Source organism: Streptomyces sp. NPDC050422 (assembly GCF_044458665.1).
Taxonomy (GTDB): domain Bacteria; phylum Actinomycetota; class Actinomycetes; order Streptomycetales; family Streptomycetaceae; genus Streptomyces.
This window is the reverse complement of the sequence record NZ_JBITIE010000014.1, coordinates 123,489-140,506: the sequence shown is the minus strand read 5'-3', so window position 1 is coordinate 140,506 and position 17,018 is coordinate 123,489. Positions and strand designations below refer to the sequence as shown.

The 17,018-nt window shown below is 67.7% G+C and carries 19 protein-coding genes and 2 pseudogenes; 8 read left to right on the top strand and 13 right to left on the bottom strand.

Annotated elements, in window-relative coordinates; all coding sequences use genetic code 11:
- Positions 1-10: 10 nt before the first annotated feature.
- From ACIBJG_RS23150 to ACIBJG_RS23135, 4 genes are all read right to left on the bottom strand, one after another.
- Positions 11-892, bottom strand: coding sequence for an FUSC family protein (locus tag ACIBJG_RS23150; RefSeq protein WP_399309990.1), 882 nt, complete (start codon positions 890-892; stop codon positions 11-13).
- Positions 893-1,199: 307 nt separating this feature from the next.
- The gene (locus ACIBJG_RS23145) at positions 1,200-1,940 is read right to left on the bottom strand and encodes an alpha/beta hydrolase (protein WP_399309988.1); all 741 of its coding nucleotides are present in this window, start codon (positions 1,938-1,940) and stop codon (positions 1,200-1,202) included.
- Between the two features lie 209 nt (positions 1,941-2,149).
- Positions 2,150-3,229, bottom strand: coding sequence for a MerR family transcriptional regulator (locus ACIBJG_RS23140; protein ID WP_399309986.1), 1,080 nt, complete (start codon positions 3,227-3,229; stop codon positions 2,150-2,152).
- Between the two features lie 456 nt (positions 3,230-3,685).
- On the bottom strand, positions 3,686-4,069 hold the full coding sequence (locus tag ACIBJG_RS23135) for a winged helix-turn-helix transcriptional regulator (RefSeq protein WP_399309984.1): 384 nt from the start codon (positions 4,067-4,069) through the stop codon (positions 3,686-3,688).
- 101 nt (positions 4,070-4,170) lie between these two features.
- Here ACIBJG_RS23135 and ACIBJG_RS23130 point away from each other — a divergent pair, with 101 nt between their 5' ends.
- Positions 4,171-4,572 carry a RidA family protein gene (locus tag ACIBJG_RS23130; RefSeq protein ID WP_399309983.1) on the top strand — a complete coding sequence of 134 codons (402 nt, stop codon included), beginning with the start codon at positions 4,171-4,173 and terminating at the stop codon, positions 4,570-4,572.
- 673 nt (positions 4,573-5,245) lie between these two features.
- Here ACIBJG_RS23130 and ACIBJG_RS23125 read toward each other — a convergent pair.
- The 4 genes and pseudogenes from ACIBJG_RS23125 to ACIBJG_RS23110 all read right to left on the bottom strand — a co-directional run bounded on the left by ACIBJG_RS23125 (position 5,246) and on the right by ACIBJG_RS23110 (position 7,212).
- Positions 5,246-5,785, bottom strand: coding sequence for a GNAT family N-acetyltransferase (locus tag ACIBJG_RS23125; protein WP_399309982.1), 540 nt, complete (start codon positions 5,783-5,785; stop codon positions 5,246-5,248).
- A gap of 237 nt (positions 5,786-6,022) precedes the next feature.
- The gene (locus tag ACIBJG_RS23120) at positions 6,023-6,265 is read right to left on the bottom strand and encodes a hypothetical protein (RefSeq protein WP_399309980.1); all 243 of its coding nucleotides are present in this window, start codon (positions 6,263-6,265) and stop codon (positions 6,023-6,025) included.
- A 45-nt stretch (positions 6,266-6,310) separates the two neighbouring features.
- Positions 6,311-6,926: pseudogene (locus ACIBJG_RS23115) on the bottom strand (MerR family transcriptional regulator).
- A gap of 73 nt (positions 6,927-6,999) precedes the next feature.
- Positions 7,000-7,212 carry a hypothetical protein gene (locus ACIBJG_RS23110; RefSeq protein ID WP_399309978.1) on the bottom strand — a complete coding sequence of 71 codons (213 nt, stop codon included), beginning with the start codon at positions 7,210-7,212 and terminating at the stop codon, positions 7,000-7,002.
- 309 nt (positions 7,213-7,521) lie between these two features.
- Between ACIBJG_RS23110 and ACIBJG_RS23105 the strand changes: the two genes are divergently transcribed.
- The gene (locus tag ACIBJG_RS23105; RefSeq protein ID WP_399309977.1) at positions 7,522-7,836 is read left to right on the top strand and encodes a transposase; all 315 of its coding nucleotides are present in this window, start codon (positions 7,522-7,524) and stop codon (positions 7,834-7,836) included.
- On the top strand, positions 7,833-8,750 hold the full coding sequence (locus ACIBJG_RS23100) for an IS3 family transposase (protein ID WP_399309975.1): 918 nt from the start codon (positions 7,833-7,835) through the stop codon (positions 8,748-8,750). Before ACIBJG_RS23105 ends, ACIBJG_RS23100 begins: the two co-directional genes overlap by 4 nt.
- A 181-nt stretch (positions 8,751-8,931) precedes the next feature.
- Here ACIBJG_RS23100 and ACIBJG_RS23095 read toward each other — a convergent pair whose 3' ends face one another.
- Together ACIBJG_RS23095 and ACIBJG_RS23090 are read right to left on the bottom strand one after the other, a co-directional pair.
- Positions 8,932-9,645, bottom strand: a complete 714-nt coding sequence (locus tag ACIBJG_RS23095; protein WP_399309973.1) for an N-acyl homoserine lactonase family protein — start codon at positions 9,643-9,645, stop codon at positions 8,932-8,934.
- A gap of 97 nt (positions 9,646-9,742) precedes the next feature.
- A complete protein-coding gene (locus tag ACIBJG_RS23090) occupies positions 9,743-10,030 on the bottom strand; it encodes a hypothetical protein (RefSeq protein WP_399309971.1) in 288 nt (95 codons plus the stop codon).
- A gap of 845 nt (positions 10,031-10,875) precedes the next feature.
- Between ACIBJG_RS23090 and ACIBJG_RS23085 the strand changes: the two are divergent.
- Both ACIBJG_RS23085 and ACIBJG_RS23080 read left to right on the top strand, forming a co-directional pair.
- Positions 10,876-11,013 (top strand): annotated as a pseudogene (locus tag ACIBJG_RS23085) (TniQ family protein); the annotation flags it as partial.
- Between the two features lie 297 nt (positions 11,014-11,310).
- Entirely contained in the window at positions 11,311-11,709 is a 399-nt protein-coding gene (locus ACIBJG_RS23080) for a hypothetical protein (protein WP_399309970.1), read from the top strand.
- Between the two features lie 26 nt (positions 11,710-11,735).
- Here ACIBJG_RS23080 and ACIBJG_RS23075 read toward each other — a convergent pair whose 3' ends face one another.
- Both ACIBJG_RS23075 and ACIBJG_RS23070 read right to left on the bottom strand, forming a co-directional pair.
- Positions 11,736-12,992 carry an MFS transporter gene (locus ACIBJG_RS23075; RefSeq protein ID WP_399309968.1) on the bottom strand — a complete coding sequence of 419 codons (1,257 nt, stop codon included), beginning with the start codon at positions 12,990-12,992 and terminating at the stop codon, positions 11,736-11,738.
- Entirely contained in the window at positions 12,989-13,606 is a 618-nt protein-coding gene (locus ACIBJG_RS23070; protein WP_399309966.1) for an ArsR/SmtB family transcription factor, read from the bottom strand. Before ACIBJG_RS23070 ends, ACIBJG_RS23075 begins: the two co-directional genes overlap by 4 nt.
- A gap of 240 nt (positions 13,607-13,846) precedes the next feature.
- Between ACIBJG_RS23070 and ACIBJG_RS23065 the strand changes: the two genes are divergently transcribed.
- The 3 genes from ACIBJG_RS23065 to ACIBJG_RS23055 all read left to right on the top strand — a co-directional run bounded on the left by ACIBJG_RS23065 (position 13,847) and on the right by ACIBJG_RS23055 (position 15,439).
- Positions 13,847-14,311 (top strand): helix-turn-helix domain-containing protein, encoded by a 465-nt coding sequence (locus ACIBJG_RS23065; RefSeq protein ID WP_399309964.1) that lies wholly within the window; start codon positions 13,847-13,849, stop codon positions 14,309-14,311.
- A 27-nt stretch (positions 14,312-14,338) separates the two neighbouring features.
- Entirely contained in the window at positions 14,339-14,986 is a 648-nt protein-coding gene (locus ACIBJG_RS23060; RefSeq protein ID WP_399309962.1) for a hypothetical protein, read from the top strand.
- A 117-nt stretch (positions 14,987-15,103) separates the two neighbouring features.
- Positions 15,104-15,439: a DUF2516 family protein gene (locus ACIBJG_RS23055; protein ID WP_399309961.1), complete on the top strand. Its 336-nt coding sequence runs from the start codon at positions 15,104-15,106 to the stop codon at positions 15,437-15,439.
- Here the strand turns inward: ACIBJG_RS23055 and ACIBJG_RS23050 are convergent.
- The gene (locus tag ACIBJG_RS23050) at positions 15,421-16,776 is read right to left on the bottom strand and encodes a PP2C family protein-serine/threonine phosphatase (protein ID WP_399309960.1); all 1,356 of its coding nucleotides are present in this window, start codon (positions 16,774-16,776) and stop codon (positions 15,421-15,423) included. The genes ACIBJG_RS23055 and ACIBJG_RS23050 overlap by 19 nt on opposite strands.
- Positions 16,777-17,018 lie beyond the last annotated feature (242 nt).

The window sequence follows — 17,018 nt, the reverse complement described above, 5'->3', positions numbered from 1 at the left end:
GCCCGGGGCGTCAGCTCTCGGGTACCGCACTCGGGCGGTGGAGGAAGAGCTTGGTCAACACCAGTGCGAGCAGGCCCCCGACGGCTGTGAGGCCCACGCGTTCGGCGGTCAGCCCCAGTACTTCGGTGCCGTAGTGGGAAGCACCGTGCAGCAGGATGACGGTGGGCGTGAGGAAGATGACGTACTGCAGGTCGGCCTCGGGCGTCAGCGCGTAGGCAACCGCCATGACCGCGCACCCGGCAGCGAGGACGAGGCAGACGACGGGCGGCGCCTCGACGGCGACCGCTGCTGCCAGTACGGCTCCGACCAGAGTGCCGGTGATGCGTAGCCTGACACGTCTGGCCGTTTCGTGTGATGCCGGGACGAAGACCAGACAGAAGGTCAACACGGCCCAGCTACCGTGCGGCAGGCCCATGGAGTCCTGCAGGAGAACGAGGGCGACACAGCCCGCTGCCAGGGCGAAGGCGTGCGGCATCGCCGCGCGTGACGGGGTGGGATGAGACGGCCCTCCCATCCGCATCGCGGTGGCCGCCAGGGCTGCCAGACCGGCCCCCAGCCATACCGCCGCCGCGGCGGGCACCGACCACACCGGGGTACTGAAGGCGTACGACACGACCACCGATGGCAGAAGGGCCGCGACGCCGGTGCTCCACATGTTGAACCCGGCCTGAAGGAGGCAGGCCACGACCACCGCGGCAAGGGCGAGTGGAAGGCTTCCGGCCACGAGAACGCCCGCCACTGCGGCGACGCCCGCCGCGCCGGCGGCAACGAACTGGCGGGAGAGCGACAGCTGGGTGACGGCAGCGAGCATGAAGGTCATGCCCCGGTACAGCGACTGTGCGGCCGTGGTCTCCGCGAGCCACCAGATGACAGTGACAGGAAGGGCTGCCACGGCGATCACTCCTGCGGCACGCGCAAGGGTTCGACGCGGCGGGACGCGGTCCAGCAGGTGCATGGTGGCTCCGACTTGAGTGCGCTGGGGGAATGCCGACCACACGGGGATTTGCCCCGTTGTCTTGATATATGTGCCCTTACTATCAGGTTTGAGGCTACTAGTTGTGATTGTTCGTTGTTCGAAGTCGACTTGGTCGAGTGGGTGGGGGCGGGGGCGCGGTGGCGAGTCCGGTTTCCTGTCCGCAACCGAACTCGCCCCGACCAGCCGCGGGTTCCCTCTCTCGGACGGGCCGTCCGGCCCGGCCCTACTTCAGGTGCCGGGTGAAGAACTGGTCGGCAGCGTCCCCCGCGAACTGTGGGACGCCGGTGTGTCCGCCCATGTTGGCGTGCAGGGTCTTCTCCTCGGAGCCGAAGGCGTCGAACAGGTCCAGGGCCGCCTGCCGGTCGTTCCCGTCGTCGTCCCACTGCAGCAGGACATGCAGCGGAACGGTGAGCCGGCGGGCCTCCTCGAACATGGCGCGAGGCACGAAACTCCCGGCGAAGAGAACGGCGGCCGAGACGCGCGGGTCAACCCTCGCCAGCCGGATGCCGATGGAGATCACTCCCCCCGAGTACCCGACCGGGCCGCTGATCCCGGGCAGTGCGAGGAGGGCGTCCAGGGCGGCCTGCCATTCCGGGACCACCTTGTCGACCAGCGGCAGGACGAGGGCGTCGACGATCTCGTCGCTGACCGGCTCGCCGGCCTCGACGGCCCGGCGCATGTCGGTGCGTGCCTGCTCGGCGGCGGGCCAACGGGGCCGGTCACCGCTACCGGGGAGCTCGATGGTGGCCGTGGCGAAGCCGTTGGCCGCGGCGTGCCGAGCCCGGGCCGCCAGCCGCGGGTACATCCTGCGCAGCCCGAGGGGCGGGTGGCCGAGCAGGATCAGCGGAGCCGGTGCGGATACGGATGAGGATGCGGGCGTCCACAGGATGCCGGGGATCTCGCCGAGGGTGAACTCGCGCTCGTGGACACCGTCGTCGAGGCGTTGTTCGGAAGTGAATTGCATGGTCGTGCCTTTCGGGAGAGCTGAGAAACGGCGCTCCCGGACGACGACCTATCGCCCGACCGTGACCCCGGAGGGGAGCACCCATGTCGATACTGCGTTCACGGGTACCACCTCCTCGTTCTCTCGCACGGCCTCCGGGAGATTAGCAGTGCCCCGGCGTGGCACGGCAACCGGTTTTCGCGGCAGCTCGCCGGGCACGCCGCTCGCGCCTACTGCTGAACATCCACGACGTCGGCGACCACGCAGCTGACGTTGTCGGGGCCGCCGGAGCCATTGGCGAGGGCGATGAGGTCGCGGACGGCCTGCTCGGGCTCGTTGATCCCGGCGAGCACCCTTCGGATTTCCTCGATCTGCACGACGCTCGACAGACCGTCGGAGCAGAGCAGGTACCGGTCTCCGCGCTGGGCGTCGTGAAGGTGCCTGTCATGGGTGGCATCGGCTCCGGGCCCCAAGGCCCGGACCAGCAGGGCCCGCTGGGGGTGGGATGCGGCCTCCTCCGGGGTGAGCCGGCCTTCGGCGACCATCGACTCCACCATGGTGTGGTCGTGGGTGATCCGGGACAGCTCCCCGTTGCGCAGGAGGTAGACGCGGGAGTCCCCGATGTGGACGAGGGCCAGCTGCGAGCCGGTCCAGAGCATCGCGGTGAGCGTGGTGCCGGCCTCCGCGGGTGCGGAGTCGGGCCCGGCGACGCCGTTGACGGCCTGCTTGGCCTGCTCGACGGCGTCTTCGAGGAGGTTGAGGAGATCGCCTGCCGGGACGCTGTCGGTTTCGAGGCGCTTGAGCGCACCGACGGCCGCGGCGCTCGCGGGCGCTCCCTTGGTGCCGAAGCCGTCGGCGACGGCGAGCAGGCGGGAACCGGCGTAGGCGGTGTCCTGGTTGCTCTCACGGACGAGGCCCGTGTCGGAAAGGGCGGCGTAACGGATTCCCAGGGGCGGGGTGGCCGAAGACATGGAGGGGTCCTTCCAGGAGAGATGGTCGATGAGGAAGGAGACGAGTTCCCGCCGCACGGCGGTGTCGGCCTCCATTTCGGCCCAGAACGCCCGGATCTCTTGGGCCGCCGCGGCCGGTTCCAGCGTGATGACGTGCTGGATCCGGGCCAGGGGCAGCCCCAGACGCCGAAGCCAGGCGACGTACCGGGCCTGGTCCAGTTGTTCCGGGGCGTAGAGGCGATAGCCGTTCACCGGGTCGACGCGTGCGGGGGGCAGCAGGCCGAGCTCGTCGTAGAAACGCAGCGCCTTCGGCGACAGGCGGGACGCCTTCGCGAACGCCCCGATTGTCAGCAGGCCCATCCCGCTCCTCCTCATCCGCCGGGCACGTCGCCCGGCCCCACCGATGCTGGGGCTTCCCCCAAGGTGAAGGTCAACCATCAGATCACCGACCGCTCCGAGCTGTCCTGTCCCGGATAACTCTGGGCAGGGTGATGCTCTGACCTGCGGTGCCCACGGTTGTGCGGGACGGGCTGACGGTTGGTGTCCCGCTCGCCCGTAGGCAGCGCGGTTGGCTTCGCTCACTTCGAACAGCAGCGTTTGTCTGCCGGTGGGCAGCAGTTGGTGATCTTGAGGCTCGTGGATGTTCACGAGAAATAGCACCGAGTCCATGGGGCGGTCCGCCGCCTGCGAGATGTCTGTTTCTGAACCTGTGGCACAGGATGGCTCAGCAGCCCGATCAGGCGGAGCTCGGGCCACGCGGTGGCCGCCGGCGCGGGGTCGATCACGGAATCGCGCGAGGGTATCGCTGCGTGCCCGTCAGGCGTCGAAACGGCCGCGTGCACTCTCGATGTGACCAAGGTGCTGGTGGGTCCAGCCGCATATGGCGTCGACCGCGGTGCGCAGGGCCCGGCCCGGCGCGGTGAGGGTGTACTCGACTCGCGGCGGCACGGTGGGGTGCACCTTCCGGTCGACCAGACCATTGCGCTCCAGCATGCGCAGGTTCTGGGTGAGCATCTTGTGGCTGACGCCCTCGACCTCGTTCCGCAGCTCGCTGAAGCGCAGGGTGCGCTCGCCGAGCGCCTCGATGATCAGGAGCGCCCACTTGTTGGCGACGTCCGAGAAGATCTCCCGCGCCAGGGAGTCAGCGCGCCGCAGGTCGGCGTCCTCGGGCAGGCCCTTGAGCAGTTGCTTGGTCACCATCAGGTTCCTCAGTTACCGAAAAGTGCGTTCTTCCAGGTCAGCCATCACTCTCTTACAGTTCCTGAGTAACTACAAGAGAGCGAACCGGAAGGGCGAGCACCGTGGCCACCTTTGATGTCTTCCACTACGACGTGCCGGCCGAGAGCGACTTCGGCTACTCACAGGCGATCAAGGCCGGCGAGCTGATTCACGTCTCTGGACAGCTCTCGTTCGATGAGGCAGGCGAGTTCCTCTACGCGGGCGACTTCGCCGCGCAGCTCAAGCAGACCTACGCCAACATGGACAAGGTCCTGGACCACTACGGCGCCACCCGGAACCAGATCGTCTCGCAGACCCTGTACGTGGTGAACCTGCGGCAGAATGCCGCGGCGACGGCGGAGGGCAACCTGGGGTACTTCGGCGACCACCGCCCGGCCAGCACGGTCTTGGGCATCACTGAACTGACCTTGCCCGGCCAGGTCATCGAGATCAGCTTCGTCGTCGACACGAAACTGCCCGCTTGAGGTCTCCTCCTCGCACGTCCCACAGCCCTCTGGGGGCTCCGTTCGTGGAACAGTCACAGTGACCGTTCCACGAACGGAGCGCTCAGAACTTTCGTCGGCGCCATGTTCCTCGATCAGCCGGTGGAAGATCCGGGTGACCGTGTGCCGCTGCTTGCGCGGCGCGTCCTGTCCCGTCTCGCGAGATGTTCTCGTTGTCTCAGGTGACCTTGGTGGATTCGGCGCTGGTCTCGGGTGACGTTATCGCTGCCGCGTTGAGGCACGCCGCCGGTCTCATGTGATGTTGCCTGCCGGGTGGGTGCGTCTCAGGTTGCGTTGCCGCTGACCTTCGTTCTTCTCATGTGGTCTTCCCTCTCTCGGGCGGTTTGAGCTCGTATCGCTGGCGGCCGACGCCTGAGGGCGGCTTTACTCGGATCAGTTCGGTGTGGTTGATCCGGGGGTGGGGCGTTGGATGTCGGAAAGCTGGGGCAGGCCGCGTTCAAGGTGGGGTACGTCGATGAGGACTGACACCCGGCAACGACCGACGGCGCGATGCCCGCTACTGCTCACACCGATGCCGACAAGCTGCCTTCCGCCGGCGCACAGCCGTCGAAAACAGCTGACTGGCATCGTCCACGAGAATGGACAGCGTTTCCTGAGGCGGTCGAGTTGCCAATCCGCGCCGTCGAGCACGAACTCAATCGGACGGCGTGATGGGGGGCCGCAGGCCAAGCCACTGCTCGGCGCCCCACGCCTGGAACCGCTCTACCTCGGTGAACCCCAGCTTTGCCGCGAGGCGCATCGAGCCGACGTTGGCAGTCTGGGTGGCGAGCACCACCGGCTCGCCGGGAAAGACGCCGTCGAACCAGTCAAGTGCCGCCCCGCATGCCTCCGCCGCATACCCGAATCCCCACGCCTGCGGCAGGAACAGGTAACCGAGATCGGCCTTCCCCACAGCAGCCGGGCGGTGGTCCGCCGATGCTCTCCTGAGCAGGATCTGGCCGATCATCGCCCCGTCGAGATTAACGACGAAACTCCCGGGCCACCGCTCGGGCACCTCGGGCATCTCGCGCTCAAGCTCGTCACGCGGGCGCGGGCCGCCGAGGTAGGTGTGCACTTCTGGCGACGCCAGCAGCTCGATGAACGCCGCACGGTCCCGGGCCTCGGGCTCACGCAGCACGAGCCGCTCGGTCTTGATCGGGGCAGGTGGCCAGGCGACGGGTCCGAGCTCAGTCATGCCGGCCAGCTAATCAGCAGGCTCGGTAGTGATCAAGAATCGCGAACCGATCAACCCACCCGCCATGGCCTCCACCTTCACCGACGGGCCGGCCCTAGAAGCCACGTGACCGACAACATCAAGTGATACGTCCCCGGAGATTTGCTGCAGCGGGACAACACGAGGTGAGAACCCGTCAACGCCCCGTCTCACCGGCTCTTGCATCGTCCCTGGTCACGGCCTCGCCCATAGGCAAGATCAAATGAGACGGGACACGTCCAGATCAGCCCGGAGGGTCTCGTCGATCACCGCCTTGTACGGGTCCAGCGTGGCGGCTCGGGGAGGCGGCTTCTTACGAGGCTCCGGCCAGGACGAGTCCAGCGCCTTCCGCGCCGTCCGCCACGTCACGCCGTGCTTGCGCTCAAGCTCCCGCATCGACATGCCGCCGCGATGGTCATGCCGGATGGCCGCGTACAGCTCGACCTTCGACATCTGCGGCATGACCAGCACCTTTCTGGTGCAACTCGAAGTGCATGCCGCTCGCTCCTACTGCTGGAGCTCCATGACGTCGGCGACCACGCAGCTGACGTTGTCGGGGCTGCCGCAGCCATTGGCGAGGGCGATGAGTTCGTGGACGGCCTGCTCGGGCTCGCTGATCTCGGAGAGCACCCGCCGGATTTCTTCGGTCTGCACGACGGTCGACAGGCCGTCGGAGCAGAGCAGGTATCGGTCTCCCCGCTGAGCGTCGTGAAGGCGCATGTCGTGGGTGGCATCGGCTCCCTGGCCCAGGGCTCGTATCAGCAGCGCCCGCTGGGGGTGGGAGGCGGCTTCCTCCGGGGTGAGACGTCCTTCGTCGACCATCGATTGCACCATGGTGTGATCGTGGGTGATCTGGAACAGCTCTCCGTCACGCGCGGATCTCCTGGGGCGCCGCAGCTGATTCCAGCGTGTTGACGTGCTGGATGCGGGCCAGGGGCATCCCCAGGCGCCGGAGCCAGGCGACCAGCCGGGCCTGGTCCAGTTGTTCCGGTGCGTAGAGGCGATAGCCGCTCACCGGGTCGACGCGAGCGGGGGTCAGCAGTCCGAGCTCGTCATAGAGACGCAGCGCCTTCGGCGACAGGCGGGACGCCCTCGCGAACGTCCCGATGGTCAGCAACCCCATGCTTGTTCCTCCTCATGCCGAGCACATCGCCCGGCCCCACCGATGCTGTGGCTTCCCCCAAGGTGAAGGTCAACTATCGGGGAGCTGACTCCTCTTCCGTGCAGCGGTCGATGCGGCGCATTACCGTGGCGCACTCCTGACCGAGGCCGACGAGGGCGGGACCGGCCAGGGGAGGAGTGCCGACGGGCAGGCGGCGTTGGAACTCCGCGAGGACTCGGCCGATGTCATCGGGGTGACCACTGTCGGCTACGACCGAGCGCCAGGAGGGCATCACCGTGAGGGACATGGCGGCGACCATGCCGGGACATGCCATCGCGTAAAGCCCCGGTCCCCAACCGGTCCGCGCGTCGGCCCCCAGTGGTTCGGGCGAACGACTTGGCGGAGTCCCGGCGGAGCCGGCCGGCCTGTACGGTCCACCGACTCGCCACATCTACTGAGAACGGACACCACGCGTGACGAGTTTCCTGTCTCGGACAAGTGTGGGCAATGCGCGGCCGTGACCTGCGGTGCCTCGTCTCGTCTGGGTGAGGCTCCCCCGAGATGCGGTGGGTGGTGACAGCGGGTCAGATGGATCTCATGAGAGGAACTCTGGCCAATGGCTGCACCGAGGAAATACCCGCAGGAGTTGCGTGATCGCGCGGTGGGGATGTACCGCTCCACCGATCCGAAGCCGCAGATCAAGCGGCTGGCAACCGATCTCGGGGTGCATCCCGAGGCCCTGCGCGGCTGGATCCGCCAGGCCGAGGCCGAGGCCGCTGTAGGCGAGCGTGACGACCGGCCGACTACCGCCGAGCGCGAGGAACTCGCGGCCCTGCGCAAGGAGAACGCCCAGCTCAAGCGGGCGAACGAGATCCTGCGGACGGCCTCGGCTTTTTTCGCGGCCCAGCTCGACCCGACCCGGCCCAGGTGACGGCGCTCTTCACCGAGCACCCGCATCTGGACGTCGAGCCCACGCTCCGGGAACTGCACATTGCCTCCTCCACCTACTACCGCTGGCGCCGCGCCGAGAAGCAACCGTGCGAACGGGTCCGCAAAGACATCGAACTCACCGACAGGACCCGCGAGATCCACACCGATTCCGGCGGGATCTACGGCTCCCCGCGCGTGCACGCCGTCCTCAAGCGCGAGGGCGTCCACGTGGGCCGCGAACGCGTCGAGCGATTGATGCGCGAGGCCGATCTCGCGGGCCTCAGCCCACGCCGCAGCAGCTTCACACGCCGGGACCCCAAGGCCACCCTGGCCCCGGACCTGGTGATGCGGGACTTCACCGCGCCCGAGCCGAACCGGCTGTGGGTCACCGACCTCACCATGATCACCACGATTGAGGATCCGCTGTGGCTCTCGGCGATCCGGGATGCTTTCTCGCGCCGGGTGGTGGCCTGGGAGACCTTCGCCCGCGCGGACGCCGACTTGGTCCTGTCCTGCCTTGAGTACGCGCTGGCCAGCCGGGACGTAGAGCCCGGCCGACTGATCCACCACGCCGACCAAGGCTGTCAATACACGTCCGTGAAGCTCACAACACGCCTGATGCGGGCAGGAATTGAGGCTTCCATGGGCTCGGTCGGGGATTCGTACGGTAACGCTCTCGCCGAGAACTTGTGGATGCTGATCAAGACTGAATGCGTCCGCGGCCGCGTCTTCGCCACGAGGGCCGAGGCGAACCTGGCGCTCTTCGAGTACGTCGATGGGTTCTATAACAGCCGGCGGATCCAGAAGCGGCTCGGCTACCTCAGCCCCATCGAGTTCGAGGAGAAGCACTACGCCTACCGAGCGGCGGCCGATCAAGCGAACCTGAACATCCATCAACCCGTTCTGACCAGCTGATCAGCATCTCCCGCACACCGGGGGAACCTCAACCTCCTGGCTGATGTCTTCCCGAACAGGATGGTCGAGGAGCACTACGTCGTCAGCTTGGCGGTCGCCACCTGCTGACACGTTGGCGACCGCCAGCGGACAGAGGTGCCATCAATGGAAGTGAACGAAGCCAGGTGCCGGAGGGTCGGGTTCAGCGTCCATCGGCCTGCGGCGGTTCCCAGACCGAGCAGTCGTGGGCGAAGAGCACACGTCGTGGGTCGAAGTCGGCGAGTCGATCCAGCCAGTGCTGATAGGGAGGAAGCGGCTGCTCCACGCCGTCAAGCGTCGCGCGGCGGGCCAGTTGCTCGGACGCGAAGTGGGAAGCGAAGTCGTGTGCCTGGCCGGCGAGCACTACTGTGCCGTCGCCTTGTCGGAGGACCAGCGACTGGTGTCCTTGGGTGTGCCCAGGCGTAGGAATGATCCAGAGTCCTGGCCAGACCTCAGTTTCACCGGCGACTTCCTCATAGGTTGCGCCGGGGAAATCGAGCAGCGCATCGAAGGTGTAGTTGCCCCGGCGGGCAGCAGCCAGTTCGACGTCCTGAACCAGGATGGGCTTGCCGCCCAGAAGGGGATTGCCGCCGATGTGGTCGAAGTGCAGGTGACAGTTTACGACCATGGAAATGTCTTCAATGGTGACTCCGGACGCTGAGAGGGCGTCCCGTAGCCCACGGCGGCGGGGTCGATAGTGTGCTTCGGTTTCCGGGTCTGCGTCCCCGATGCCGGTATCGAAGAGGATCAGCCCGTTGTCGTGTTGCACCAGGTAGGCAAGGACGGGCTCGACTCGTGGTTGCGGGCCGCATGTTTCTGAGGCAGGCCGGACGAAGTAGCCGAGATCGAGTCGACGCACCGCCATGTTCTTCCCCATGCGGCCATCCTCGCAGGCCACCGTCTGGCATCCGGCCGGTCTGCTGACAGCAGAACCGTCATGGGCTTCCGGGGCGTCGGATCATCCAACTCAACCGCTAAGTGACCAGGTGAAGTTGTCTTGTTCCACGGCTGTGGGCAGCTTCTCGTTGTAGCAGTTGATCGAAGCGATAACTGACGTTGACGGTGGCATAAGAGATGCGGTGGATCCCGTCGTTGGGGACGGCGATCAGAAGGTCGTCCGGAGGGATCCGCCGCTGAAATTCACTCATGAAGATCTCGACGTTGCGAGGGAAGGCAATGCCTTCGAGAACGGACCGCCAGCGTGGCGTCATCATCATCGAGATCATGATGATGACTGAGGGGTAGGCCATCGCGTAGAGCATGGGCCCCCAATCCGAACGTGATCCGGAGTTGATCAGCAATCGTGCGGGATGCTCGTCGCCGACAAGCGTGTAGTAGTGACCTGCGAGGTTCTTCCAGAAACCACCGCAGGAGCCGAAGATATTGGCGGAAGGCGCGGCCGGTTCCCGGAAGCTGGACGAGGTCGATCTGCTGCTGGGGGATATGCGCGTACGTCCCGTTCCAGATCTTGTGGCGAAGGCAGATGTCCAAGTGGCGGTGTGCCCAGATCTTGATGGGAGTCGTAGTGGTATGGGTGGCAGCGCATCGGCGACATGCCCAGCGCTGTTCGAAGCAGATGACTCCCGGCTCGGTTAAGATCTCGTGCCCGCTATGCCACCGCAGTTCGGGGAGCCTTTGCCAAAGCAGCTCCGGTGGTTGGCCGGATTGCAGAGCAAGGCGGCGCTGGATCTCCAACGGGTCTGCCGTGTCCCGCGCGATCCATCGCGACGGCGCCCTCAGCCATTCCTCGGGAGCCCGGTTGGCGATGGCCAGCCGGCGCCGGAAGGATGCCAGAGTCTCTTGAGGGAACGGAGCGAGTGGTCGTGGCAGCGGTCGGAAGAGGTCGGGTGTGAACTGCCTGCTCCTCACCGGACGAGATCGCCGCCCGCACCGGCCTCGCGCCCAACCCGTCGGGCCGACGGCCCACACGGCTGCCGCTCAGTACGCTGTACCACCTCGACGAGGAGCGCTTGCGAGCCTTCGCCCAGACCACCCGGCTTTCCCCCGCCGAAGCCGCCGGACTCCTCCTCGCCCCGCTCGGCGACCGCTACGGGCCCCTCAACCCGAGCTTCCATGACCGGACAAAGCCTGCTCGGATCGTCTACAACAACCGTGGATCCTCACCCGCTCCACCCGCTGCTGCCCGGCGTGCCTGACCGGCAACGGCGCCACGATCCAGAACCTCCTCGGCGGACCATGGAAGCGCAACTGGCGCCTCCCCGTGGTCTTCGCCTGTGCGGAACACCAACGGCTCCTGGACCACCAGTGCCACGCATGCGACCAACCGATCCACTTCGTGCGCACCCACAGTGCGATACCCCGCCTCCACGACGGAACCTTGCACCCACGACAGCGCCGGTCACCCGCCGGGCCAGCTGCCGACAACCGTCCTGCGGCCTGCGGAGCCGATCTCACAAGCGCTATCTCGCCAGCCATCGTCCAGGACGCTGAGACCCTCGCCGCGCTCCTCCGCCTCCAGCAGCACTTCACGGCCCTGCTGGACCCTGCTGGTCCCGAACACACGGGAGGTGCTGGAACGTTGGTGCCCGTTGCTCACTACTTCGCCGATCTGCGGGCCATGGCGGCGATGGTCTTCCTCACCTGGCCTGTCGCCCGCGAATACACCGGTACACCGCAACTTGCTGCCGCGCTCGACCGCGAATTCGACCACCGGCACGCCCGGGCCCTGCCCATGATGAGCGCAGCAGGTAAACGCCACAGCTCCCGTCCGTACAGCGCCCCGCCCACCGACTCGTTCACGACGGGGGCCGTACTCGGTGCCGCGGCCCGCCTTCTTGAGGCCGCCGATCCTGCTGAAGCCCGTACACAGCTGGCCCCGATCGTCACCCGACTGAGGCGGACCAACCTCGCCCTCAGTGCCTATATGCGTCGCCCAGCATGGATATCCCCAGCGCTGAGAGTGGCAGTCAAGGACCAATAACTGACTAGGCAGGGCACAGAGTGTGGTCACCGCTCTGGCGCCGCTGCCGGATCAGGCTCTCGGAGCTCGGCACGACGCAACACTGAGACAGAGATACCGAACACCGCGGCCAACAAGCAGATTCCACCGCACACGGTGAAGAACATAGCGGCGCCCCATACGGCCACTGTGACGCCGACGACGGGGAAGAGAATCGGGGCGAGGCCCAGTGCACACAGAGTCGTGACCGAGGTGACCCGGCCCAGATATCGAGGGTCGGTCTCCGTCTGGATCAGGGCACCGGTCACCGTCGCGGTGATCCCGTTGGTCAGCCCGATCAACGTGCCGAACGCGACGGCTAATGGCAGAGATCGCGCGTGCCCCAAGGCGGCTGCCCCAACGGCCGTGATGAACAACGCGCCGGACATCGCCAGCCCAGCGCGTGGGATGCGAGCCCACGCCGTGAGCAGCAGCGCGGCGGCCGCGGCTCCGACGCTGAATGCGCTCGCGATCCACCCCATGCCCGCGGCACCCCATCCGCGTTCGTCTGCCAAGAGCACCAGACCGGCGGCGACCGGACCGCTGAAGCACATCTCGCTCAGACCGATCACTATGACCAGTGGCGCGAGCATCTGATGGCGGCGGATATAGCGCAGCCCATCGCGCAACTCGCTTCGGGCAGAGGCGCCTTGGCGTACCGACGGCAGAGGCGAAACTCTCACGGTGAGCAGGAGGGCGAGCGAGATGGCGAACAGCGCACCGGCGGCTGCGAACGCGCCCGCAGCGCCGCCCACCGCGAGCACGACTCCTGCCAGGAGAGGGCCCACAGCATTGCTCAGCCGGATCGAGAGGCCGCGCATCCCCTGGACGCGGGCGAGTTGTTCCGGGGCTGTGATGCGCGGTGGAAGTGCGCCCACTGCCGGCATGAACACCGCGTCGACCACGCCGAACACCAAGGCCACCGGAATGAGTAGCCAAAGATTCGGCGAGATCAGCAGCACAGCCGCTGCGGCGGCGAGAATCACGACGCAGCGGGTCGCGTCGCTGGCGACGGCAACCCGGCGCGGCCCGAACCGATCGGCCACTACGCCTCCGCCGAGCATGAGCACCGCACGAGGTAACGCCCCGGAGGCGATCACGAGACCAACCTGCGACGGCCCCGCAGCACGGGTGGCGGACCAGGAGAGGGCGAGGAAGTACACCACGTCGCCGGTGACGGAGGCGGTGTAGGCGGCGAGCCAGCGTACGACGTTGATATCCCGGTACGCGGGCAGTCCGGGTGCCGCTATTTCGTATGAGGTCATACGTCACCCGCGTCAAGATCCACGGTGCCGGGCACGGGAAATGCCTGTACCTGCAGCGACACCGGGGAGGCCTCTTGCGGCGCTTCGGCCTCACTACGCCGATAGCGGGAGATCACCTCGAAGATCTCGGCCCGGATCCGGTCGATGTCCTCCGGAGTCAGCCACAGAGCGAAGTCGCTGTACACACTGGCCTCGTACCACTCTGCCGGAAGCAGCGGCACCTCCTGGGCGGCCTTCTGCAGGCGATCGATGCATGCGAGCACGACGGCATGCGCATAGGCGCGTCCGGCTTCGCGTTGTTCCATGGGCTCGGTGGCCGGGTCGTGGATCGATTGACGGTGCGCGGACTTCCACCATCGTTCGCGTCCCGTGCCGCGGTCCGGCGCTTCCACGATGAGCCCGCCCGTCGCGAGGCGACGCAGGTGGTAGCTCGCCGAACCGGGGTTGATGCCGAGCTCATCGGAGATCCGAGTCGCTGTGGACGGACCACGCTGGCGCAGCAGGGCCAGCACGTTCAAGCGCAACGGGTGGGCGAGCACGCGCAACCTGGCGGTGTCGAGCTGGATGTCCCGTTCCATGGAGGGCTCGTCGGGTGGCGCAGACGAAGAGGTCATAGGCGCAGAGACTAGACCTACAACAGTTGTTTCAAAAGAAATGTTGTGAACTGCGCTGCCGATGGCAGGTCACCCGGGTGCCTCCGTGACGCCTTCGTGGCGAGGCAGGGCGATGGGCGACAGTTGGCGTGCCGACACGATAGTTGGCGTGACGAGTCACAATGGCCCGTCCGAGTGGTGCGGAACACTTTTGCAAGCATCTGCTTGCAAAAGTTAGCAGCGCGGGTCCAGTATCGGGGTATGGCCTCACTCAACGTCGGCAATCTCGGCGAGTACCTGCGCGAGCAGCGCCGTACCGCGCAGCTCTCGCTGCGGCAGCTCGCCGATGCCGCCGGGGTGTCCAATCCCTACCTCAGCCAGATCGAGCGCGGGCTGCGCAAGCCCAGCGCCGAGGTCCTCCAGCAGGTCGCCAAGGCGCTGCGGATCTCCGCCGAGACCCTGTACGTACGGGCCGGGATCCTGGACGAGCGGGAGCGGGAGGAGCTGGAGACGCGGGCGGTGATTCTGGCCGACCCGTCGATCAACGAGCGGCAGAAGAGCGTGCTGCTGCAGATCTACGCCTCCTTCCGCAAGGAGAACGGGTTCGAGGACGAGCCCGTGGACCCCGACGCCGAGGAGGGGCGTGAATCCGGTGCGGATGCGCCCTTCAGTGCCGACGGCAGTGCTGCCGATACAGGTTCAAAGCCTTCAAAACCCTCACACTGATTCTGATGATCCGGGAGGACCACAGTCATGGCCATCACCGATGACCTGCGTAAGACCCTCACCGACCCGACCCCCCTCTACTTCGCCGCCGGCACCGCCGACCTCGCCGTGCAGCAGGCCCGGAAGGTTCCGGCCCTGATCGAGCAGCTGCGGGCGGAGGCGCCGGAGCGCATCGACGCGGTGCGCAACACCGACCCCAAGGCCGTGCAGGAGAAGGTGGCCGGGCAGGCCAAGGAGGCGCAGGCCACCCTCTCCGCCAAGGTCACCGAGGTGATCGGGGCCTTCGACACCGACCTGAAGAAGCTGGGCGAGAGCGCCCAGGACCTGGCGCTGCGCAGCGTCGGTGTGGCCGCGGAGTACGCGGTCCGGGCTCGGGAGACGTACGAGAAGGTCGCCGAGCGTGGCGAGCAGACCGTGCGGACGTGGCGTGGCGAGACCGCCGAGGAGATCGTCGAGATCGCCGTCGTCGTCGAGCCGCGCAAGGAGTCGAAGCCGGAGACGGCGAAGGCCGCGCCGAAGCCCGCCGCCAAGCCGGTGGCCGCCAAGCCCGCGCCCGCCGCCAAGCCCGCGCCCAAGCCCGTCAAGGCCGAGGCCAAGCCGGTGCCCGCGGCGGCCAAGAAGGCGCCCGTGCGCAAGCCCGTCGTCAAGAAGACCACGCCGCCGACCGCCAAGTAGCGCCGCGTTGACCCGGCAGGTGTGCCGGGGTGGCGGGCGGGCACTTTTCGACGTGTCCGGTCGTTGTCCCGGTACCTTGGCCGCGAGCGCTCATCCACTCACTAGGCGGTGCACCACATGTTGCTCGAAGGCTTCCACTCAATCCTCGGGCTGATCTTCACGGCCATGACCGTCCTCGCCGTGGTGGCCTTCGTCATGGCCGCGATCGCCCGCGACGACGCCTATCGCGCCGCGGAGAAGCAGAAGAAGTCGTTCTGGCTGATCATTCTCGGCATCGCGGTGGTGGTGAACCTCTGGGTGCCCATGCTCTTCCTGCAGATCGCCGGGCTGATCGCGTCCATCGTGTTCTTCGTGGACGTACGGCCCGCACTCAAGGCCGTCTCGGGCGGCGGCCGCCGTCGTGGCGGCTCCAGCAGCGACGGGCCGTACGGGCCCTACAACGGCGGGCGTTGACCACCCGCGGGTGACACCTGTCCGGGGCGGGGGCGCGGGATGCTCCGGCCCCGGTCGCCGTTCTGCGCCCGGTGGCGGGCGGTATCGCGGGCGGTGTCCTGGTCGCGGTCGAGCAGCAGGACCGCGACGTCGTCGGTCAGCTCGCCGCCGTTCAGCTGGCGGACGTGCGTGACCGCCGCCTCCAGGAGGTCCTCGCCGGCCAGGCCCTCGGCCAGCTGACGATTGATCATCGCGACCATGCCGTCCTGACCGAGGCGCTGCGTGCCGGCGCCGACGCGGCCCTCGATCAGCCCGTCCGTGTACATCATCAGGCTCCAGGAGCCGCCCAGCTCCACCTGCCGGCGCGGCCAGCGGGCGCGCGGCAGCAGCCCGAGTGCCGGTCCGCCGTCCTCGTACGGAAGCAGATGCGCGGCCCGTCCCTGGCGGGCGATCAGCGGTGCGGGGTGGCCGGCCAGGCACAGGCCCGCGCGGCGGCCGTCGGGGGCGATGTCGACGGTGCAGAGCGTCGCGAAGATCTCCTCGCTCTCCCGTTCGTGCTCCAGGACCTGCTGGAGTGTGGAGAGCAGCTCGTCGCCGCAGAGTCCTGCCAGGGTCAAGGCCCGCCACGCGATGCGTAGTTCGACCCCGAGAGCCGCCTCGTCCGGGCCGTGGCCGCAGACGTCGCCGATCATCGCGTGCACCGTGCCGTCGGGGGTGCGGACCGTGTCGTAGAAGTCGCCGCCCAGCAGGGCCCGGCTGCGGCCGGGACGGTAGCGGGCCGCGAAGCGCAGGTCGGAGCCGTCGAGCAGCGGGGTGGGCAGCAGGCCGCGCTCCAGGCGGGCGTTCTCCTGGGCGCGCAGCCGGGACTCGGTGAGCTTGTGCTGGGTGACGTCGGCGCGTTTGCGCTCGACGGCGTAGCGGATGGCGCGGCTGAGCAGCCTGCCGTCGAGCTCGCCGCGGAACAGGTAGTCCTGGGCCCCCACCCGTACGGCCTCGGCGGCCAGCTCGGCGTCGTCCTCGGCTGTCAGGGCGAGTACGGCGTGCCGGGGCGCGATCCGGAGCACGTGCTTGAGCGTGGCGAGCCCGTCGGGCTCAGCGTCCTGCCCGCCGCGCGTCTCGGTGCCGGACGGCAGCGCCAGGTCGAGCAGGATGCAGTCCACGTCGTCGGTGAGGAGCCGGCCCGCCTCGGTCAGGTTGCGGGCGGCGCGGATACGGACCCGGGCACCGGCCGCCGCGGAGAGCTCCGGGACGCTGAAGGTGCCCGCCGGGTCGTCCTCGATCACCAGGAGGGTGAGGTCGGTGCCGTTGCTGGTCTCCGCAGCGGGAACGGCACGTTGCTGCGGTACGGGTACGGGCATCGGTTCGGGTTTCCTTCCCTCCCCCCGAGGGCGCGGCGGAACGACGATCGACGACCCGCCAGACGGGGACGATAGCGGTACGGGATACGGGAACGGAATGGCGCACCGCACCCGGCCTCCGGCATATGCACCGGCATAAGCCGCGTCAGGTCACGGATCCGGCGCGATGCGCGGTCCGCAGGCGCCCGGATCGGCATGACAAAGGTCACGCCGGGCGTCCGGGCCGCAGTGGCCCCGCTCAC